At 74.9% G+C, this 19,949-nt stretch carries 15 protein-coding genes; 9 read left to right on the top strand and 6 right to left on the bottom strand.

The window, feature by feature from the left end:
* Window positions 1–100: 100 nt before the first annotated feature.
* Both ABTZ17_RS30140 and ABTZ17_RS30135 read right to left on the bottom strand, forming a co-directional pair.
* The gene (locus ABTZ17_RS30140; protein ID WP_352198935.1) at window positions 101–859 is read right to left on the bottom strand and encodes a class I SAM-dependent methyltransferase; all 759 of its coding nucleotides are present in this window, start codon (window positions 857–859) and stop codon (window positions 101–103) included.
* 76 nt (window positions 860–935) lie between these two features.
* Complete coding sequence (locus ABTZ17_RS30135; protein WP_352198934.1) at window positions 936–2,723, bottom strand: VanW family protein; 1,788 nt, start codon at window positions 2,721–2,723, stop codon at window positions 936–938.
* Between the two features lie 347 nt (window positions 2,724–3,070).
* Here ABTZ17_RS30135 and ABTZ17_RS30130 point away from each other — a divergent pair, with 347 nt between their 5' ends.
* The 4 genes from ABTZ17_RS30130 (at window position 3,071) to ABTZ17_RS30115 (ending at window position 7,305) form a co-directional block, all read left to right on the top strand.
* Window positions 3,071–3,484, top strand: a complete 414-nt coding sequence (locus tag ABTZ17_RS30130) for a VOC family protein (protein ID WP_352198933.1) — start codon at window positions 3,071–3,073, stop codon at window positions 3,482–3,484.
* A 155-nt stretch (window positions 3,485–3,639) separates the two neighbouring features.
* Window positions 3,640–5,418 (top strand): serine/threonine-protein kinase, encoded by a 1,779-nt coding sequence (locus ABTZ17_RS30125; protein WP_352198932.1) that lies wholly within the window; start codon window positions 3,640–3,642, stop codon window positions 5,416–5,418.
* Window positions 5,419–5,692: 274 nt separating this feature from the next.
* A complete protein-coding gene (locus ABTZ17_RS30120; protein ID WP_352198931.1) occupies window positions 5,693–6,652 on the top strand; it encodes a HAMP domain-containing sensor histidine kinase in 960 nt (319 codons plus the stop codon).
* Window positions 6,649–7,305, top strand: a complete 657-nt coding sequence (locus ABTZ17_RS30115; protein WP_352198930.1) for a response regulator — start codon at window positions 6,649–6,651, stop codon at window positions 7,303–7,305. Before ABTZ17_RS30120 ends, ABTZ17_RS30115 begins: the two co-directional genes overlap by 4 nt.
* A gap of 105 nt (window positions 7,306–7,410) precedes the next feature.
* Here the strand turns inward: ABTZ17_RS30115 and ABTZ17_RS30110 are convergent, their stop codons facing one another.
* The 3 genes from ABTZ17_RS30110 to ABTZ17_RS30100 form a co-directional block, all read right to left on the bottom strand.
* Complete coding sequence (locus ABTZ17_RS30110) at window positions 7,411–9,549, bottom strand: DUF11 domain-containing protein (RefSeq protein ID WP_352198929.1); 2,139 nt, start codon at window positions 9,547–9,549, stop codon at window positions 7,411–7,413.
* A gap of 69 nt (window positions 9,550–9,618) precedes the next feature.
* Window positions 9,619–11,724, bottom strand: a complete 2,106-nt coding sequence (locus ABTZ17_RS30105; RefSeq protein ID WP_352198928.1) for a lectin-like domain-containing protein — start codon at window positions 11,722–11,724, stop codon at window positions 9,619–9,621.
* 104 nt (window positions 11,725–11,828) lie between these two features.
* Window positions 11,829–13,145 carry a DUF11 domain-containing protein gene (locus tag ABTZ17_RS30100; RefSeq protein WP_352198927.1) on the bottom strand — a complete coding sequence of 439 codons (1,317 nt, stop codon included), beginning with the start codon at window positions 13,143–13,145 and terminating at the stop codon, window positions 11,829–11,831.
* A 290-nt stretch (window positions 13,146–13,435) separates the two neighbouring features.
* Here ABTZ17_RS30100 and ABTZ17_RS30095 point away from each other — a divergent pair, with 290 nt between their 5' ends.
* Window positions 13,436–14,194: a nucleoside/nucleotide kinase family protein gene (locus ABTZ17_RS30095; protein ID WP_352198926.1), complete on the top strand. Its 759-nt coding sequence runs from the start codon at window positions 13,436–13,438 to the stop codon at window positions 14,192–14,194.
* Window positions 14,195–14,378: 184 nt separating this feature from the next.
* Complete coding sequence (locus ABTZ17_RS30090; RefSeq protein WP_352198925.1) at window positions 14,379–15,398, top strand: LacI family DNA-binding transcriptional regulator; 1,020 nt, start codon at window positions 14,379–14,381, stop codon at window positions 15,396–15,398.
* Between the two features lie 153 nt (window positions 15,399–15,551).
* Here ABTZ17_RS30090 and ABTZ17_RS30085 read toward each other — a convergent pair whose 3' ends face one another.
* Window positions 15,552–18,326 carry a glycosyl hydrolase gene (locus ABTZ17_RS30085; protein ID WP_352198924.1) on the bottom strand — a complete coding sequence of 925 codons (2,775 nt, stop codon included), beginning with the start codon at window positions 18,324–18,326 and terminating at the stop codon, window positions 15,552–15,554.
* 373 nt (window positions 18,327–18,699) lie between these two features.
* On the opposite strand from ABTZ17_RS30085, the gene ABTZ17_RS30080 reads away from it, so the two are divergent.
* The 3 genes from ABTZ17_RS30080 to ABTZ17_RS30070 all read left to right on the top strand — a co-directional run.
* Entirely contained in the window at window positions 18,700–19,248 is a 549-nt protein-coding gene (locus ABTZ17_RS30080) for a heme-binding beta-barrel domain-containing protein (protein ID WP_352198923.1), read from the top strand.
* 119 nt (window positions 19,249–19,367) lie between these two features.
* Window positions 19,368–19,523, top strand: coding sequence for a hydrophobic protein (locus ABTZ17_RS30075; protein ID WP_352198922.1), 156 nt, complete (start codon window positions 19,368–19,370; stop codon window positions 19,521–19,523).
* 194 nt (window positions 19,524–19,717) lie between these two features.
* Window positions 19,718–19,949 (top strand): CsbD family protein (locus ABTZ17_RS30070; protein ID WP_352198921.1); only part of this gene is annotated, 232 nt, incomplete at its 3' end.

Raw genomic sequence — 19,949 nt, 5'->3', positions numbered from 1 at the left:
GTGGGGTGGAGATCACCACCACCAAGCCCATCAAGGACGGCGCCAGCCACCTGGACCTCGCCGCCGGCACCCACCGGCTCGACGGGGGTGGCGGACACGCTCAGCGGGCGTCGGACTCCGGTGCCCGGCCCCCCTTGCGGGCGTAGCAGAAGACGTGCTCCTCCGGTTCCGCGCCGTCGCCCGCGGGCCGGAAGAGGGCCACCTCCTCGTGCAGCACCTCCAGCCCGCACTCCTCGCGGACCAGGCGGACGTACTCGGGGGCGGCGAAGCTGGAGACGCGGACGGGGCGGCCCATCCACGCGATGCGCAGGTCGGCCACGTCCGCGGGGACCGTCGCGGAGACCAGGTACCCGCCGGGGGCGAGCCAGTCCGACATCCGGCGCAGGGCGGCGACCGCGTCACGGCGGCTCATCATGAGGAGGGGGAAGAAGGCGCAGACGGCCTCGAAGGAGCCGGGTTCGGCCCGGTGGTCCCGCACGTCGACCTGCTCGAACCGCGCCCCGGGTACCTGGCGCCGTGCGAGGGCGGTCATGGCGGCGGAGACGTCGATCCCGGTCACCGCGAACCCGGCGGCGGACAGCCTCGCCGCGGTCGGCCGCCCCGTGCCACTGCCCACGTCCAGCACCCGGGCGCCCGGCCGCAGCCGGGCGGACAGCCAGTCCAGGGCGGCGAGTTGCCCCGGCACGGCGCCGAAGGCCCGCTCGTAGTCGAGGCCCACCTCGTCGAAGAGTTCTGCGGCGCCCATCGTTCCGTCGCCCGGGTCGCCGGCCTCCTGCCCGGGGCTCCCGCCGCCGGGCGCCCCCGCGCCCGCGGCTTCCGGATGGCCGCCGTCCCGCCGTGCCGTGTCGCGCTCCCGCACCGGGTCTCCCCCCGTCCGTCGCCCCGCGCCGGGCGGCGCGGGATCGCGGACCCCCTACCCCGTCACCGGGGTCGCGTCACTCCCGGGGCGCACCGGACCCGGTGGCGGCGGGCGCCGGTTTCGCCGGGGTCGGCCCGCCGGGCGCGGCGGGGGTGCCGGAAGCCGGGGCGGCCTCGCCGCCGGCCGGGGCGGAGGCGGTGGGGGAGGGCTCCGGGGCGCAGACGACCTCGTCGCGCGGGGTGTAGTGGGTCCGGAAGGTCTCCTTGCGGACCGCCTCGCCGCCCTTCACGAAGATCCGGTCCACGCTCACGTCGAAGCCTTCGAGCGGGGTCTGCACCTCGCAGGTCGGACCGGTCACCGTCTGCTTGCCGGGCGGCACCACCTTGGTGCGCGGGCCCTTGACCGCGCGGATCTCGTCGTACTTCTTCGTGCCGAGCAGGGTGATCGTCACGGACGTGTCGGTGGACTCGGCGCGCACGTAGAGGGCGTTGCCGGTGTCGTTCAGCCAGCGCAGGTCGAGGGTGCCCCAGGCCACGGTGGCTTCCCGGCCCTCGGGGTAGCGCTCGATGTAGAAGGAGTGGGCGCCGTACTCCACCGGCTTCACCCCGGCGAAGAAGGCCGCGTTGAACATGGTGGTGGCCACCGCCGAGACGCCGCCGCCGGGGGACTTCACGTAACGGCCGTCGTTGATCATGATGCCGTCGACGAAGCCGTTCTCCTCGGTCCGCTCGCCCACGGTCTTGTTGAAGCTCCAGGTCTCGCCGGGACGGACCAGGGAGCCGTCGATCAGTTCCGCGGCCCGTCGGACGTTCGTGGTCCGGTAGGGGGCCGCCGGGAACTTCACGGTGAAGGAGGAGACCTCCTCCTTGATGCCCAGCCGGCGCGCCTCCTCGGCGGTCATGCCCGGCGGGACCACGGTCGCCGTGAGGGGGCCGGTGCGCGCGGCGGAGCCGGTCTTCGTCAGGAGCGGCATCACCGATTCGCGGAGGTCCACCGCGGTGACCCGGGCGGCCCCGTGCGACTGCGCGGAGACGGCACGGGCCACCGCGGGCTCGGCGAGCAGCCGCTCGGCGTCCAGGTGCGGGGCGAGGCGACCGGCGCCGTCGGGGCGGAGGCTGAGGTGGGCGCCGATCAGCTCCGGCGAGAGCCGGACCGCGCCGCTGCCGAGGGTCAGGGTGACCGGCCCGGACATGGCGGGACGGGCGAACTCGCGCAGGGCCCGCTCGGTCTCCGCCGCGTCCACGGTCGGGGTGGTGCGGTTGACGGGCAGCTCGACGGGGCCGGTACGGGGCTTGAGGTAGGCGGAGCGGACGGCCTCGGCGGCCTCCTGCTCGCGCAGCACCACCCCGCCCGCCGGGGCGGTGGAAACGGCCTTGCCGGCCTCGAAGCGGACGGCGCCGTCGCGGGGCCCGCTCTGCGCGGCGGCCAGCTTCGCGACGGCGGCGCGCCCTGTCTCCGGGTCCATCCGGACCACCGGCTCCACCTCGCGCTCGCGGGTCGGGGCCAGGAGCCGGCCGATGACCTCGACGGGACCGCGGCCGCCGGGGGCCGCCGCCCGCACGGTGGCGTCGGTGTCCACGGACAGGCCGAAGGCGGACGGGGATATCTGCTCGGTCCGGTCGCCGACGCGGACCCCGATCGGCGCCGCGGCGGCCGGGCCCAGGCCCTTGTCCAGCGCGGTCCGCGCGGCCGAGGGGCTCAGGCCGCCGATGTCCACCCCGTGCACGTGGGTGCCCGCCGCCACGGCGTCACCCGCGGTGACCAGGCCGATGCCGTACAGGGCTCCCAGGCCGAGTACGACGGCCCCGCCCGCGAGGGGCAGGGTGGTCCGCCAGTCGGTGGCGCGGTGGCGTGCGCGGCGCATGTCTCTCCCGGGGGTCGGCCGTTCCGCGGCCGGTGTGCCGGCCGTCGGTGTGCTGTCCGGCGCGCTCCCGTGCGTACGGGGCCTTCCGTACGGGACCTCCCGTGCTCCGGACCATCGACCAGCATGCGCCTTATCCGGACAAAAGGGGAATGAATGTGCGAGTTCTCACGCCTCGCGGGCGGCCGCGAGCCCCCACCTCGCGACCGGGATCCCGCTCCCTCCCGAGGTCGGTGCCCCCGCCTCCTCCCGGTGTCGGACCCGGGGACCGTCACCGCCGTCCCCTACCCTCGGCCGGGCGAGACCCGGGACCCAGCAGCCCGGGACCGACGGCAGAGGGAGCCACCCGCATGACCGGTACCGCAGACCCGCAGAAGATCCACACCTTCCTCATGTTCGAGGGCCGGGCCGAGGAGGCCATGACCTTCTACCTGTCGCTCTTCGAGGACTCCGAGATCGTCGAGATCACCCGCTACGGAGCCGACGGCCCCGGCCCCGAGGGTACGGTCCAGCTGGCCGTCTTCGCCCTGGCCGGGCAGCGGTACATGTGCATCGACAGCCCGCAGGAGCACGCCTTCGGCTTCACCCCGGCCGTCTCCCTCTTCGTGCGCTGCGCCGACGAGCCCGAACTCGAACGGCTCTACGCGGCCCTCTCCGAAGGTGGGGCCGAGCTGATGCCCCTCGGCGACTACGGCTTCAGCCGTCGCTTCGGCTGGGTCAACGACCGCTTCGGGGTCTCCTGGCAGCTGAACCTCCCGGCCTGAGCCGCCCCGCCCGCCCCCGGGGCCCGCGCCGCCCCCGCCGAGCCGCCCCGCCCTCCCGGCCCGCGTCCCCGTCCGAGCCGTCCCGTAAGGTGCCCACCGGGCGGCCGCCTCGGGAGGGGCGCGGACCGCCGCGCACCCAGGGGACAGGGGGAACGGTGGAACCACTGCGGCCCGGAGACCCGCCGGAGATCGGCGGCTACCGACTGCTGGCCCGGCTCGGCGAAGGCGGCATGGGCGAGGTCTTCCTGGCCCGCACCCGCTCCGGACGGCCCCTCGCCCTCAAGACCGTGCACCGCGACCTCGCAGAGGAACCGGACTTCGCGGAGCGCTTCGCCCGCGAGATCCGCACCAGCGACCGGGTCCGCTCGCCCTGGACGGTCTCCGTGGTCGACTACAGCCCGCCCGGTGCGGCCCCGCAGTGGCTGGCCACCGAGTACGTCGCGGCCCCCTCCCTCGGTGAGTGGGTCCGACGGCACGGGCCGCTCCCCGCCGACGCCCTGCGCTCCCTCGCCCGCGAGCTCGCCGCGGCCCTCGGCGCCGTCCACGAGGCCGGGGTCGTCCACCGCGACCTCAAGCCCGGAAACGTCCTCCTCGGCCCCGAACGCCCCTACCTGATCGACTTCGGCATCGCACGCGCCGCCCACGACCCCCGGCGCACCCGCACCGGGGCGGTCGTCGGAACCCCCGGATTCCTCGCCCCCGAACAGGCCACGGGAGTCCACGTCGCCGCACCGGCCGACGTGTTCTCCCTCGCCGCCGTCCTCGTCCACGCCGCCACCGGACACGGACCCTTCGACGGAGCGGGCGAGACCGGGCTGCCGCAGCTGCTGTACCGGATCGTCCACGACGAGCCCCGCACCGAGGGCGTCCCCGAGGACCTGGCTCCCCTGCTCCTGGCCTGCCTGGCGAAGGACCCCGCCGACCGCCCCACCCCGGCCCGACTGCGGGACCTCCTCGGACCCGCCGAAGAGCCGTGGGCCCACCTGCTGCCCGCCACCCTGACCGCCGAGACCGGCCGTCGGGCCGCGGAACTGCGCACCCTCCTGGACGCCCCGGACGGCTCCCCGGAGCACCCGGACCCGTCCCTGACCCCACCCCCGACCCCGGCCGCCGCCGACCCGCGGTCCCGGCCCGACGCCCTCCCGCCGGGCCGGGCCGCCACTCCACCGGGCTCCTTCGGGCCCGCCCCGGCCGCCGCGGGCCCGTACGGCCCCGGCCCCCACGCCTCCGGAGCCGCCCAGGCCCCGCCCCACCCGACCCCCCTCCCGGCCTTCCCCGGCACGCCCGCGCCGACCTCCGGTGATCCCACCGCCACCCCGGCCGCCGGGCGCGTCCGCTCCCGCCGGAACCTCCTCCTCGCCGCGGCGGCCGGCTGCGCCGTCCTGGCCACCACCGGGGCCCTCCTCCTGCCGCACCTCACCGACCGGACGGGCGACAAGGACCCCGGCGCCGGCCGAACGGGAGGGGCCACCCCCCGGGCCGACCGGACTCCGTCCGCGGCCTCCGGCACCCCCGCGGCCGCCACCCCGACCGCCCTGCCCGCGGCCTGGACCGGGAACTGGTCCGGCACCGGCCCCGGCACCCCCGAGGCCGACGGGATCACCCGTGCCCGCACCCGCGACTTCGAGGTCACCGTCACCTTCCGCGCCGGATCCGTGGGCGAGCTGGTGGGACGGCAGGTCAGCAGCCTCCGCGAGATCGGCTCCGGGCGGGACCTCGGCTGCACCGAAGCCCTCGAACTCCGCCAGTTCCGCGGGAACACCGCCGTCCTCGCCGCCGTCACCAGCCACCCCACCGACACCCGGGCCACCTTCACCTGCCCCTCCGGCAACCTCTACGTCGTCACCCGCACCGGCCCGGACCGGCTCACCCTCGAATCCGAAGGAGCCCAGTCCGCCGGCGCCCCGCCCACCCTCGACCGCGACCGCCCCTGAAACCGGCCCCCGCCCGCGCCCCGGGACCGACCACCGACCACCGGCACCGACCCACCGGGGGCGCGGCCCGCGCGGCGGGTCTGCGGGCCGGCCCGCGACCGTTCCGCGAACATGGGTCCGCGAACATGGGTGCCGTCACGGATGGACAGCCCCGCCCCACCCCGCCAGGATGGCTCGGGGTAGTACGTTTCATCGCAGGTCAGACCGGATCCACCCGGGCCCTCGGGCCCAGCGGCGCGGAGGACGAGGGGGGCCGACAGGAGGGGCTCGTCACATGTCGCTGTACTGGCGGATCTTCCTGCTCAACGCAGCCGTCCTGGTGGTCGCCGCAGGGCTCCTCCTGGGACCCGTCACCGTCTCGACCCCCGTCCTCGCCGGCGAGGCCCTCGTCCTCGGCTGCGGACTGGCCGCCATGCTCGTCGCCAACGCCGCTCTGCTCCGCGTCGGCCTCGCCCCCCTGGCCCGCCTCAACCGCGCCATGGCCACCGCCGACCTGCTCGCCCCCGCCGACCGCCCGGAAGCCACCGGCCGGGACGAGATCGCCGAACTCACCCGGGCCTTCAACACCATGCTCGACCGCCTCGAAGCCGAACGCGCCGCCAGCACCGGCCGGGTCCTCTCCGCACTCGAAGAGGAGCGCCGCCGCATCGCGCAGGAACTCCACGACGAGATCGGCCAGACCCTCACCGCCGTCCTGCTCCAGCTCAAGCACGCCGCGGACCGCACCCCCGAACCGGTCCGCGGCGACCTCCGCCAGGCCCAGGAGACCACCCGCGCCAGCCTGGACGAGATCCGGCGGATCGCCCGCCGACTGCGCCCCGGCGTCCTCGAAGAACTCGGGCTGCACAGCGCCCTGCGCTCGCTGGCCGCCGAGTTCACCGCCTTCCGACTCAGCGTCGGCGCGCACATCACCCCCGGCCTGCCGGTCCTGGACCCCGCCACCGAGCTGGTGTTGTACCGGGTGGCACAGGAAGCCCTCACCAACGCGGCCCGACACGCCGGGGCCCGCCGCGTCGAACTGCACCTGCGCGCGCTGCCCGGCGGCAACACCGTCCTGCTGGTCCGCGACGACGGCCGCGGGACCGGCGGCGCCCCGCCGGGCGCCGGCATCCAGGGCATGCGCGAGCGCGCCCTTCTCATCGGGGCCGCCCTGACCATCGGCCCCGGACCAGGCGGCGGCACCGAAGTCCGCCTCACCACCACCGCAGCCCACCCCGGGGGACCCCGCCCATGACCGCACCGGCCCGCATCCTGCTCGCCGACGACCACGCGCTCGTCCGCAGCGGCGTCCGGCTCATCCTGGACTCCGAACCCGACCTCACGGTGGTCGCCGAGGCGGAGGACGGGGCCGGAGCCGTCGCCGAGGCCCGCCGCGACCCCGGCCTGGACCTGGCGATCCTCGACATCGCCATGCCCCGGCAGACCGGTCTGCAGGCCGCCCGCGAGCTCTCCCGGCTCCGCCCCGACCTGCGGATCCTGATGCTCACCATGTACGACAACGAGCAGTACTTCTTCGAGGCCCTGAAGGCCGGGGCCAGCGGGTACGTCCCGAAGTCGGTGGCCGACCGCGACCTGGTGGAGGCGTGCCGGGCCGCGCTGCGCGACGAGCCGTTCATCTATCCGGGCGCCGAGAGCACCCTGATCCGCAGCTACCTGGACCGGATCAGGACCGGGGCCGGGCTGCCCGCCCGCCCCATCACCGAACGCGAGGAGGAGATCCTCAAGCTCGTCGCCGAGGGCCACACCTCCAAGGAGATCGGCGACATCCTGGTCATCAGCGCCAAGACCGTGGAACGGCACCGCGCCAACCTGCTCCAGAAACTGGGCCTGCGCGACCGCCTGGAGCTCACCCGCTACGCCATCCGGGCCGGGCTGATCGAGGCCTGACGGGCATCCGTCGGCGGCCCCGACCGGCCGGAGGCCCGGACTCCGAGGGGAGTCCGGGCCTCCGGGCCGTCACGCCGGGCCGTCAGGGGGTGAGGCGACCGGCCGTCACGGGGTCGTCTTGCCCACCTCCAGGTCGGCGGTGGGTTCCTTCACCGTCCCACCGGGCGGGCCGGCGGCCGCGCTGGTGTTGTTCGCGGGCCGGGGGTCGGCGGTCTGCGCGTCCACCGTGGCGGTGTTGCGGATGTCGGAGCCGTCGCCGGCGTACTCCGGGTCCAGCTTCACCTTGATCACCCAGGTGACGGAGGCGCCCGGCGCCAGGTGCGGCAGCGGACCACAGGTGACGGTCCGACCCGAGGTGCAGGTCGGGTCGCCGGAGACGAAGCTCAGCGCCGTCGGCAGGGTGTCCGTCACCGAGACCTGGTCGGCCTGCGAGGGGCCGTTGTTGGTCACCGTCATCGCGTAGTCGAAGGTCTCGCCGGGGGCCACCGGCGTCGTCTGCACCGGCTTCTTCACGATCGCCAGGTCGGCCGAGGGCTCGGCCACGTGGCCGCCGGGGACCGTCGCCGTGCCCTTGTCGTTCTCGCTCGCCGGGTCGATGTTGTCGGCCGTGACCTCCGCGGTGTTCCGCAGGTCGCTGCCGTCACCGATGTACGCCGGGTCGACCTTGACCGTCAGCAGGTACTCGACCGTCTCTCCGACCTTCAGCGGCGCGGTCCGCTTGCAGGACACCAGGCGTCCGGCCACGGTGCACCCGGCGGGGGAGGAGGCCACGTACGACAGGCCCTCGGGCAGGTTGTCCGTCAGCTTGACGTTGAACGCGTCCGCGGAGGGGCCGTTGTTGGTGATCCGGATCCGGTAGTCGAAGTTCTCGCCCGGCACCGGCGGCCTCGTGCCCACGGCCTCCTTGGTGACGGCGAGGTCGGCGGTCGGCTTGTTCACGGTGCTGCCCGGCAGGCCCGCGGGGCTGCTGGTGTTGTTCTCCGGCTTCGGGTCCTTCGTCTTGGCCGTGGCGGTGGCCGTGTTGCGGATGTCGGAGCCGTTGCCCGTGTAGCTGCTGTCCAGTCGGACCGTGAACCGCCAGGTCTTCGCCTTGCCCGGGTCCAGCACGGCCACCGGGCCGCAGGACACGGTGCCGTCGGTGGCGGTGCAGCCGTCGGGGGAGGAGACGAAGGCCAGCGGGGCGGGCAGCTTGTCGGTGACGGCGGTGTCCACGGCCCGCGAGGGGCCGTCGTTGGTGGCGGTCACCAGGTACTCGAAGGTCTGACCCGGGGCGATCGGGGTGTCCGTGGCGGGGCGCTTGGCGGTCCACACGTCCGCCTGCGGCGCGGTGACCCCGCCCGGCGGCAGCACCGGCTTGGAGGTGTTGTCCTCCGGTACGGGCTCCTTCGAGGCCGAGGAGGAGGTAGCGGTGTTCCGGAGGTCGCTGCCGTCCCCGGTGTAGGCCGCGTCCAGCTTCACCTTGAAGGTCCAGATCACGTCGCCGCCGGGCACGAGCCGGGCCTGCGGGCCGCAGGTCACGGTCCGGCCGGAGGCGGTGCAGGGGTCGGCGGAGGAGACGAAGGACAGTCCGTCGGGCAGGGTGTCGGTGATCAGCACGTTGCGGGCGTCCGAGGGCCCCTTGTTGACGGTGCGGACCTCGTACTCGTACTCCTGGCCGGGCACGGTCGGCCCCGGACCCAGCGGGGTCTTCACCGTCACCAGGTCCGACACGGGGTCGAAGGGGCCGGGCGGAAGCACCGGGTCGGGCTTGTTGTTGCCCGGGTCGGGGTCGGTGGCGTCGGAGGTGCCGGTGGCGCTGTTGCCGAGATCGGAGCCGTCGCCCTGGTAGGAGGCGCTCAGCTTGGCCTGGAAGCTCCAGCTCTTCGTCTGGCCGGCGGCGAGCTGCGGTTCCGGGCCGCAGGTGACGGTCTGCCCGGTGGCCGAACAGCCGTCGGAGGAACCGACGAAGGTGATGCCGGTGGGCAGCCGGTCCGTCGCCGTGACGTTCCGGGCCACCGACGGTCCCTTGTTGCGCGCGGTGAGGGTGTAGGTGATCAGCTCACCGGGGGCCCGGCTGTGCCGGGCCGTCACCTCGACGGTCCGCCCGGTCCGGGACGGGCCCGCCCCCGCGAGCGGGGCGGCCACCGCGGACAGGGCCGGTGCCGGCTGCGCGGCCGCGGGCGCCGGGGCGGCCCACAGGGCTCCCGCGCAGAGCAGCGGGGCCAGGGCCCCGGCCGCCGTCCGCCGGCCTGGTGTCGTCGTCATCGCGCATCGTTTCCGTTTCGTGCGTGAGAGACCGTACAGAGCGCTGTACGGGAGTCCTTGGGGCGGGTGTCAGCCCGCGGTGGCCTTCTTGGCGAGTTCCAGATCGGCCGTGGGCGGGGCCGTCCGGCCGCCGGGCACCCCGGCGCTGCCGCTGTTGTCGGCCTGGTTCGGGTCCGCGGTGACGGCCTTGGCGGTGGCCGTGTTGCGCACCGTGGCGCCGTCCCCGGAGAAGGCGGGGTCCAGGCGGACGGTGAAGGTCCACGAGCGGCTGCCGCCGACCGCCAGGGCGGCCTCGGTGCCGCAGGTGACCTGCTGCCCGGTGGCGGTGCAGCCCGCGGGTGCCGAGACGAAGGACAGGGCGGGTGGCAGCGGGTCCGTCACCGAGACCTGACGGGCCACCGAGGGGCCGGCGTTGCGCACGGCCACCGTGTAGGTGAAGGTCTCGCCGGGGGCCACCGGCGCGCGGTCCTGCACCGTCTTGGTGAGGGCCAGGTCGGCCCGGGCGGCCGCCACCCCACCGGGCGGGGAGGACGCCGTGCTCGTGTTGTTGTCCGGCTGGGGGTCGGTCACGGAGTGCCGTACCGAGGCGGTGTTCCCGAGGTCGGAACCGTCCCCCTGGTAGGCGGGGTCGAGCCGGACCCGGACGGTCCAGGACACGGTGTTCCCCGCGTTGAGGGGGCCGCGTACCGGGCAGGAGAGCACCTGGCCGTCGGCCGTGCAGCCGTCCGGGGAGGACACGAACCGCAGGGGCGCGGGCAGGGTGTCGGACATCAGCACGGTACCGGTGTGGGAGGGGCCCAGGTTGCGGGCGGTGATCCGGTAGCCGAACTCCTCGCCGGGGGCCACCGGCCCGCTGCCCAGGGCCTCCTTCAGCGCGGCCACATCGGCGCGGGCGGTGACGGTGATGTCCGGCGCGGTGGCGCTGTCGTCCGTGGGATCGGTGTCGGTGCGGTCGGCGGGGGCGGTCACGGTGGCGGTGTTGCTCAGCGAGGTGGGCTGGGCGGGCGCCGTCCCGGTGATGGTGTAGGTGACGGTGCCGTTGCGTTTGAAATCGGCGGTGGTGTCCAGGGTGTTGCCGCTCCCGGAGGCCCGGCCGCAGGTGCCGCCCGTACCGGCCTTGCACGTCCAGGTCACGTCGGTCAGGCCCGGCACGGTGTCGCGGACCACGGCCCCGGTGACCTCGTTGTCGGCGCTGTTGGCCACCGTCAGCGTGTACGTCACCGGGCCGCCCCCGGCCGGTACGGGCGTCGGGCCGCCGGACTTGGTGATGCTGAGGTCCGCGGGCACGTTGATCGTCAGGTCGTCGATCTCGTGGATGTTGGTCGCCAGGCCCGTGCCGGCCGAGAAACCCACCTTGAGGGTGGCGGGCAGGGCGGGTTGGGAGGTGATCGCCGTGACGTCGTGGTCGGTGACCAGCCGGGCCATCGTGGTGCCCGGCCCGCTGTCGGACCACACCGACAGCAGCATCCTGGTGCCGCTGGGCAGCAGCGAGATCCGGATCTTGCGCTTGTTGGCGCGGCTGCCCGTCTCCACCGTGGCACCCGGCCCGTCGGCGGCGGTCGCGTACCGGTAGCCGCTGGTGCCGTTGCCCCCGCCGCGCACCACGATCTTGTTCGCCTGGGTGCCGGGGCCGCCGTTGCCCACGCCCGCCGAGGAGAAGTTGCCGAACTCGTCGAGCCCCACGCCCAGGTAGGCCCCCGGAACCCCGGAGGTGACGCACCGTGAGGCCGCGCCCGAGCAGGCGTAGCCGAGGCTGCCCCCGGAGGGGCCCACGGCGTCGGCGGCCGAGCCGTCCGTGAGGTAGAAGGACAGCCCGTCACCGCGCTTGCCGTCGTAGGTGCTGCCGCCGTAGGTGGCGTACGTGAACTCGGCGACGATGCCCAGGCCGGACGAGAAGGAGTCCTTCATCTTCCAGGTGCCGGCCTGGGTGGCGCTGGCCGGGGTGAGCCGCAACCAGCCGCCGCCGGTCGGATAGCTCGCGTTGCCGCTGGCGGTGCCCAGGTTGGTGGAGCTGTCGAAGGTCTCCTTGACGGGGAAGGAGAGGGCGCGGGGCGAGGAGCGTCGTCCGTCGTCGGTGGGAGGCGGGGCCGCCGCGTACGAGGGGCCCGCCAGCACGAGGGCGCACAGCAGCGGAACGGCGGCCCGGCGCCGGCGGGCGCTCCAGCGCGATGTCATTCTCGTACGGTCCTCGCGGTCGTGGGTCCGGTCGTGGTCGTGAACGGCCCGGTGGGTGGGTGCGGCGGGCCGCGCGCCCGGTGCGGGGGCGCCGGGCGGGGCGGTCACCGCTCGGCGCGGGCGCGGTTGCGGGCCCGTGCGGCGAGCAGCAGGCCGGCCCCGCTCGCCACGAGTGAGCCGGCGGCCCAGGGGGCCCAGCCGGGGATGCCGGCGCCGCTCTCCGCGAGGTCGCCGCGTCCGTGGCCGCTGCCGCCGGAGTGGCCGCCGTGTTCCTCCTTGCCCCCGTGGTGGCCCCCGTCTTCCTCCTCGCCCTTGCCGTCCGCACGGCCCAGGCACAGGCGGCCGCCGCCGGGACCGGTGGTGCCGGGTCGGTTGGCGTTGTCGGAGAGGTCGGGGTCGTGGCTGGCGGAGGTGACCCGGGCGATGTTGTCCACCGGCGTGCAGGTGGTGCGCGAGGGAGTGGCGCGGTCCCCCTCCGCGACCCGCACGGTGATCCGGAACTCCGCCGTCGCCCCCGTCGGCAGCCGGTCCAGTGCCGGACAGACCACCTCGCGGTCCGAGCCGGGGACGGGGGCGCAGTCTTGTGGGGAGGAGACGAAGGACAGGGGTTCCGGCAGGCGGTCGGTGACGGACAGCTGCCGGGCGGTCGCCGGTCCCGCGTTGCGGACGGTGATCAGGTAGGTGAACTTCTCCCCGGGCCGCAGGCTCCTGCGGCCCTCCGGGAGCAGGGCCGTCTTGTGGAGGGAGAGGTCCGCCACGCGCGCGCTGGGCGGGATGACCAGCCCGGTCAGGGAGGTCTTGTCGTTGCGGGCCTCGGGGTCGACGGTGTCGGACCCGACCTCGGCCTCGTTGGTGATGTCCTCGCCCTCGCCGGTGTAACCGGCGGCGAGCCGGACCGTGATCACCCAGGTGTGGGTGGCCCGGACGGCGAGGGAGGGCAGCGGTCCGCAGCGGACGGTGCGCCCGGCGGCGGTGCAGCCGTCCCGTGAGGAGACGAACTCCAGCGCCTCCGGCAGGCGGTCGGTGATCCGGACCCCGCGGGCCGTCGAGGGCCCGTGGTTGGTCACCGTCAGCAGGTAGTCGTACGTCTCCGGGGCCAGGCGCGCCGAGGCCCCGGCGGCCGGCCGCTCCGCTGGGTCCTCCCCGGCGGCTCGTACCGGTCGCACCGTGGCGGTCACGCCGAGGTCGGCGTGGCCTCCCGGGGCCGCGACGGGCTCCTCCGCGGGGAGGGCGTCGAGCTCCCGGGGCGTGGCCGAGGGCGGGCCGGGGGTCCGGCCCGGCGGGGTCGTGCCCGCCGCCGGCGGCGGCGTGGTGACCGGGACGGTGGCGGTTCCTGTGGGGGCGGGGGAGGTGCGGGCGGGGCCCGACACCGCGGGGACCGGCTCCGGACCGGACGGCGCCGCGGCCCAGGCGGGCGTCACGGACAGGAGGGCGCAGGCGGCCGACGCGCAGCAGAGGCGCGCCGCGCGTGCGGTCGTTCGCCGAAGAGGAGCCATGCCGTCAGCTATGCACGCGATTCCTGTCGGTACGTCAGAAAATATGATCACTTATGGCCAATGGGTGATCGTTTTCAGTCGGTCGGCGGACCTTCCCGCCCCCGGCACCCGAACCTCCCGCGCGCCACGGCAGCGCCGCGAAACCGACCGGCCGGGGACGGACCGAGCGGAAGGCCCGCTACCGTATTGGCTTCCGGCGAGGAGGGAGGGCGACCATGCGGTCGACCGACACGCACGGCACCCGAACGGGACGGACCGGCACGACGGGCCCCGAGGGCGGCCCCGGGGGCGACGGCCCCGGCGGCACCGGCCGACTGGGCGGCACCTGCGGCCCACCGGGAGCCGCCGGACCGGACGCCACCGCCGAGCTGATCGCCCTGGCCGCCCGGGCCGGTGCCCTGGTCCGCCGGGGCGGCCGCCGCATCCTCGGGATCACCGGGCCTCCCGGCGCGGGCAAGTCCACCCTGGCCGCACGCCTCGCCGGACTCCTCGGCCCCGACTGCGCCGTGGTGGTCCCGATGGACGGCTTCCACCTGGCCGGGGCCGAGCTGGCACGCCTGGGCCGGGCGGACCGCAAGGGCGCCCCCGACACCTTCGACGCCGCCGGGTACACCGCGCTCCTGGCGCGACTGAGGGCCCCCGGCACCGCCACGGTCTACGCCCCGGCCTTCGACCGGGCCCTGGAGGAACCGGTCGCCGGCAGCATCCCCGTCGCCCCCGAGGTCCCCCTGGTCATCACCGAGGGCAACTACCTGCTGCACGCCGACGGCGGGTGGGCCGGGATCCGGCCGCTCCTCGACGAGGTCTGGTACCTGGCGCCCGAGGAGAACCTGCGGGTCCGTCGGTTGGTCGACCGGCACGTCCGGCACGGCAAGGCCCCCGAGGCCGCCCGGGCCTGGGTGACGCGGTCCGACGAGGCCAACGCGCGTCTGATCGCCGCCGGCAGGGAGCGCGCGGACCTCGTCATCGGCTGACCGGCCGCGCGCCCCGGAGCCCCCTCGTGCCCGCGGGCCCCCGCGGGGGGAACGCGAACGGCCCCGGCGCGGGCCACCGCTCCACCGGGGCCGGGACGGGCTCCGGGGAGTCCCCTCCTCCGCGCCCCGGGGCGTCTATCCTGACCTGCGGCGGAGCGGCAGCGCGGTGAACGGAGGAGCCCCCTTGCCCGAGCAGGAGTCCCGGCCGACGCTGGAGGCCGTGGCCGCGCTGGCCGGGGTGTCCCGGGCCACCGTCTCCCGGGTCGTCAACGGCGGGGCCGGGGTGCGGGCCCCGGTGGCGGAGAAGGTCCGACGGGCCGTCGAGGAGCTGGGCTACGTCCCCAACCAGGCCGCCCGGGCCCTGGTGACCCGCCGCAACGGCGCGGTGGCCGTCCTCATCGCCGAGCCGGAGTTCCGGATCTTCTCCGACCCGTACTTCGAGCAGCAGATCCGCGGCATCAGCCGCGAGCTGGCCGCGTACGACACCCAGTTGGTCCTGCTGTGGGTGGAGGGCCCGGGGGACGGCGCGCGCATCTCCCGCTTCCTCGGCGGCGGCCACGTGGACGGCGTCCTGGCCCTGTCCCTCCACACCGACGACCAGCTCTCCGCGCTCACCGCCCGGCCGCGGGTGCCGACCGTGCACGGGGGCCGACCGGTCTCCCGGGGCGGCCCAGCCGTGCCCTTCGTGGACGCCGACAACCGCGGCGGGGCCCGTGCCGCCGTCGCCCACCTGGTGGCCCGCGGCTGCCGGACCGTCGCGCACATCGCCGGGCCGCCGGACCAGACCTCCGCCCTGGACCGGCTGGCCGGCTACCACGAGGTGCTGCCGGAGGCGGACCCTGTGCTGCTCGCCGCCGGGGACTTCACCGAGGAGAGCGGGGCCCGGGCCATGGCGGAGCTCCTGGACCGGCGTCCCGGGCTCGACGGGGTGTTCGCCGCCAACGACCTGATGGCCGCCGGGGCCCTGCGCGTGCTCCGGGAACGCGGCCGCCGGGTGCCGGAGGACGTGGCCGTGGTCGGGTTCGACGACACGCCCTCGGTGGTCCGCAGGACCGATCCGCCCCTCACCACCGTGCGTCAGGACGTGGAGGGCATGGGCCGGTTGATGGTGCGGCTCCTGATGCGGATCCTGGACGGGCCCGCCGGCGAGCCGGTGGAGTCCGTGGTCACCCCGACGGTGCTGGTCCGGCGCGGATCGGCCTGACCTCCGCCCCGGTGCCCCGCGGCCCCGGCGCGGGTGGGCACGTGGAGCCGCCGCGAACGCGCGAACGGCGGGCACCGGAATCCCGGTGCCCGCCGCGCGACCCACCGCGCCTGCCGCCGCGGGACCGGTCAGGCGGTCCCGCCGCGCGACGGGTCAGTCGTAGGGGATGACGAGCACGGACCGGTCGGTGCCGGTCTGGAGCGAGCCCGGGGCGTTGCCGATGGCGCTCCACACCTCCACCCGGACCGTGCCGCCGCGCAGGTCCCCGAGGCTGCCCGTGGTCGACCGCAGCCCGCGGGCCTGGGTGTAGTCCTCCCAGCCCGGCACCGGGTCCGTGGCGAAGTAGTGGTAGGTCTCCGTGCGGTCGAAGGTGCCGTCACCGGTCAGGTCGTAGCTGACCCGGGCCTGCTGGCCGAGCGCCACCGACGAACCGGCGTCCACCGGCAGCCGGAAGGTGGTGGCGGCGCCCGCCCGCAGTGTCCCGTTGACGCCCCGGGCCTGGAAGACCAGCGGCCGGTACGGGGTGCCGTCGTGGTTGGCGCCGTCCGCGGAGGGCACCGTGACGGTGACCGCCGAACCGGCGGCGGCCGTGCTCAGGGTGCCGTCGGACCGCAGTCGGAAGGTGTTCCCGGTGGGCGGATCGGGGTCCGGATCCGGTCCCGGGCCCGCGGTGCCCGTCCCCGTGGCCGTGGAGCGGGCCGGGACGTCGAGGACGCCGCCGTCGGAGAAGGTGACCCGCAAGGTCGCCCCGCCGTAGTTGTGGGCCGCGTAGGTGCGGGTCGTGCCCTTGGCGAACACCGCCGAGGTCGGCACCGAACCGGTCACGGAGGTGTCGGGCGCCCCGAGCGCGTCCATGCCGGTGATCCAGTGGTAGGTGTGGGCCTTCGTCTCCCCCGCCTCCGGGGTGTAGCCCGCGTGCCCGGCGTCCCATTTGGCCCGGGCCGCGCCCGGATCGGCCAGGGACTGGAACTCCCACAGCAGGTCGCGCCATTCGACGGCCGGTCCGCCGTTCTCCCGTTCCATCTCGGCGAGGTTGCGCCGGACGGCCTCCTTGTGGCCGCCCAGGTGCAGGGAGCCGCCGGCGGTGACGGGGAGCACGTTGATGCCGTGGATCTCCTCCGGGTTGGCCGTCCACCAGGTGGCGTAGGCGGCCCCGCTGCCCCACACCATGCCGGCCGTGTCGTGCCCGAACGCCCCGGGGAACACCTGCTGGTCGGCGTCGAACCAGTACTGGGCGATGGCCTCGCCCTCCGTGGCCAACAAGTACGAGCCCAGGTCGCGCAGGGCCGCGTCCCCCGTGGCCGACCCCCACAGCACCAGCGCGGCGCTCAGGTTGGTGGACTCCGAGGAGGACTCCTGGTTGTTGCCTGCCGCGAACCCCTGGTGCCCGGAGGCCCAGCCGTGGCCCGCGTACACGTCGAAGCCGCGCAGGAAGGGGAACGCCGTGTCGGTGCGGCTGGGGTTGGCGGTGTCCCGGATCAGGGTCTTCACCATCCCGCCCCAGGCCGAGTCGGCCGCCCACGCGGGGTCGTATTGGGCGATCAACGCCGCCGCGTACACGTAGTAGCCGTAGTGGAAGTGGTGGTCGTTGAGTTCGGTGTCGCTGCCGTACGAGGCCGGGTAGCCGGTCAGGGTCTTCCAGTCCCGGTCGTAGGAGAACTCGTTCGCCCCGCCGGCCGTGAACCAGTCCTGCAGGCGGCCCTTGAGGAGTCCCAGCAGCCGGTCCCGGATGCCCGTCTCACCGATCTGCTCCGCGAGCGGCACCAACTGCGCCAGCTTCCCGAGGGCCTTGCCGGTCCAGTACGTGTCCACCGCCCCGGAGAAGGGGTCGGCGGAGTTCACCACCTCGTTGAGTTGGCCGCGCAGGCGGGCCGCGTCCACCGCGGAGGTGCGCGGCAGCGCCGGGAGCACCGGGGCCGCCTTCTGCGAGGTGCGGAAGGACACCCCCTCGCGGACCTTCATGGTGCCCCGCGGCGAGACGTAGGTGTACGCGGTGAGCGGATCGCTCGTCCGCAGCCACTGGTGCCGGTAGAGGGCCTGGAGCGTGCCCCGCTCGGTGCCCTCCTGCGGGGTGGTGGCGAGGGTGTACGTGGCCCCGACTGTCCCGCCCGTGGAGGACCAGGACACGGTGGAGCCCGTCACGAAACTGAAGGCGTACTTCCGGTAGAGCGCCAGGGCGTCCGTGCTCGGGAGCACGGCCACCGAGAAGTAGTCCTTCCCGCCGAGCCCGGCCGTGACGGTGGATCCGGAGACGTTCCAGTCCGTGCCCGTGGGCGAGAACAGGGCGTAGTGGTGCCCGGAGACGGTGATGCCCAGCACGTTGCCCTGGTCGGCGAAGACCGTGGGCGCCGCCGCCGTGGTGATCTGCGCGTTGCCGCCGGTGCCCTTGGCGTATACGAAGGGCAGACCGTGGCCGATCGTCGCCCGGAGCGTGCGGGCGCCGTCGGACCAGGCGGGGGTGACGGTCCAGTCCGACCAGGCGTCGGCCTTGGTGTCCGGTGAGTTCAGGCCGGAGAGGCCGAGGGTCAGGTCCCGGCGGTGCGGGTACTCGTACTGCCGGCCGTCACCGGTGATGGTGGGGGCCGTCGGGTAGCCGATCTCCAGACCGGAGGCGACCGCCTGGTAGGTGAGCGGATGCCCGTACATCGGCGTGGACCACGGATTGTCCCCGTACCGCTGGAAGGCGAGGGAGGACCACCAATCGTTGGTGGGCACCGGCTTGCCCTGGGCCGCCGCGGTCACCTTGGGGCGGACCGGGGTGCCGGTGTTCGTGGTGGGACCGGAGGTGCCCGCGGGTCGGACATCGGAATAACTCCCGCTGCCCACGGGGATGGTGGCGGCCCCGGCGGGGGCGGCGGACAGACCGGCCGCCGCGAGCGCGGCGGTCAGGACCAGCGCTGCGGCCGGCCGGAAGCGTGGGGGTGACAAATGGGGCTCCTCGGGTCGTGGCGGGGGGAGGGAGGGGCCGTACTCGGACCGGTTCCGGGACGGGGTCGCGGGACCGCGAACCATGATTGAGAGCGCTCTCAGACGGCCGAAAACGTAAGTCCGCCGTCCGGGCAGTGTCAATACATGAAACAAAAAGGGGAGTTGGACGCCCGTCGAACCCCTGGCGCGTTCACCTCTTGACGGCGAGCGAGGCAGGACGGTCACCTCCCGGACGACAGCCGTCCGCGCGACCCGACACCCAACACCGGGCGCCCCGCGGCCACCCCGCGGAGTGCGCCACGAGGACGACGCGGCCGCCTAGGCTGCGTGGGTCATCGCGCGCACGCGTACCACCGACCACGGAAGGCCCGCCATGCCCGGCTCCGCCCACCTGCCCTACCCCGACTCCCTCGACCCGGAGAACCCGCCCGCCCCGCACCCGTTGCTCGCCCCCGTCACCGGCCTGCTGGGCACGTGGACGGGGGAGGGGCGAGGCGAGTACCCGAGCCTGGAATCCGGCTTCTCCTACGCGCAGGAGGTCAGCTTCAGCCACGACGGCCGCCCGTTCCTCCGGTACGAGGCCCGCGCCTGGATCGTCGACGCGGAGGGCGCCCCCGTGCGGCCCGCGGCCCGGGAGAGCGGCTGGTGGCGCCTCCAGCCGGAGGGGCGGGTGGAGGCGCTGGTCACCCAGCCCACCGGGATCACCGAGGTACTGGTCGGGCGGGTGGAGGGCCCCCTCGTGGACCTCGCCACCGACCGGGTCGCCCTGACCCCCACCGCCAAGGACGTCACCGCGACCCGCCGCCGGTACACCCTCACGGACGGCGGTACCACCCTGGAGTTCCGCCACGACCTCGCCGCCGTCGGCCTGCCCCTCCAGCACCACCTCGGAGCGGTGCTGCGCCGCACCGGCAAGGACTGACGGGCCGGGCGTCCGCCGACGGCCCGGACGGAACGCCGGCATCCGCTGCATGGGCGGGACGCCGCCGGGCAGGCGCGGGTCAGGACAGAGACGCCCGCGACTACGCGAGGAGGTTCGGCATGGTTCCGCTGCTCCTGCTGCTCCTGGTCATCCTCATCCTGTTCGGTGCCGGGTTCGCCGTGCAGGCACTCTGGTGGATCGCGCTGGCGGTCCTCGTGGTGTGGCTGCTCGGCTTCTTCAAGCGGACCGAATCGGCCCGCTGGTACCGATGGTGAGCCGGGACACCGCCGGAGGCGGCGGGTCTTCCCCTCCCCGACCGGATCGGGACCGCGACGACGGTGCGCGCGGCATGGAGGCCAAGCGGCAGCGGCCGGGAGTGGGCCGTGAGGAACAGGTCCGGCCGGTCCCGGTCGGAACCGGGAGTCCGGGTAGCGCGGCCCCGGGGACCCCGAGTGGGAAGGAAGAGGACATGGGCAAGATCAAGGGCAAGGCCGACCAGGTCAAGGGCAAGGTCAAGGAAGAGACCGGCGCGGCTGCCGGCGACACCGGACTCGAGATGAAGGGCAAGGCCGAGAAGACCAAGGGCCGCTTGGAGGAGAACGCCTCCGACGCAGCCGCCCGCATACGCAGGATGAGCGAGGCGTGCTTGATGGCGGCCTCGACGGCCTCGGCACCGGTGTTGGCGAAGATCGCGTGGAAGT

Source organism: Streptomyces sp. NPDC097619, from assembly GCF_040302735.1.
Classification (GTDB): Bacteria; Actinomycetota; Actinomycetes; order Streptomycetales; family Streptomycetaceae; genus Streptomyces.
Note: the sequence above shows the minus strand (reverse complement) of the source record. Positions and strands in the feature narration are given on the sequence as shown.

Excerpts from the sequence above, each read along its gene's own strand:
- ABTZ17_RS30120 (WP_352198931.1), top strand. The coding sequence starts at position 5,693 with ATGTCGCTGTACTGGCGGATCTTCCTGCTCAACGCAGCCGTCCTGGTG.
- ABTZ17_RS30135 (WP_352198934.1), bottom strand. The coding sequence starts at position 2,723 with ATGCGCCGCGCACGCCACCGCGCCACCGACTGGCGGACCACCCTGCCC.
- ABTZ17_RS30075 (WP_352198922.1), top strand. The coding sequence starts at position 19,368 with ATGGTTCCGCTGCTCCTGCTGCTCCTGGTCATCCTCATCCTGTTCGGT.
- ABTZ17_RS30130 (WP_352198933.1), top strand. The coding sequence starts at position 3,071 with ATGACCGGTACCGCAGACCCGCAGAAGATCCACACCTTCCTCATGTTC.
- ABTZ17_RS30110 (WP_352198929.1), bottom strand. The coding sequence starts at position 9,549 with ATGACGACGACACCAGGCCGGCGGACGGCGGCCGGGGCCCTGGCCCCG.
- ABTZ17_RS30095 (WP_352198926.1), top strand. The coding sequence starts at position 13,436 with ATGCGGTCGACCGACACGCACGGCACCCGAACGGGACGGACCGGCACG.
- ABTZ17_RS30115 (WP_352198930.1), top strand. The coding sequence starts at position 6,649 with ATGACCGCACCGGCCCGCATCCTGCTCGCCGACGACCACGCGCTCGTC.
- ABTZ17_RS30080 (WP_352198923.1), top strand. The coding sequence starts at position 18,700 with ATGCCCGGCTCCGCCCACCTGCCCTACCCCGACTCCCTCGACCCGGAG.
- ABTZ17_RS30105 (WP_352198928.1), bottom strand. The coding sequence starts at position 11,724 with ATGACATCGCGCTGGAGCGCCCGCCGGCGCCGGGCCGCCGTTCCGCTG.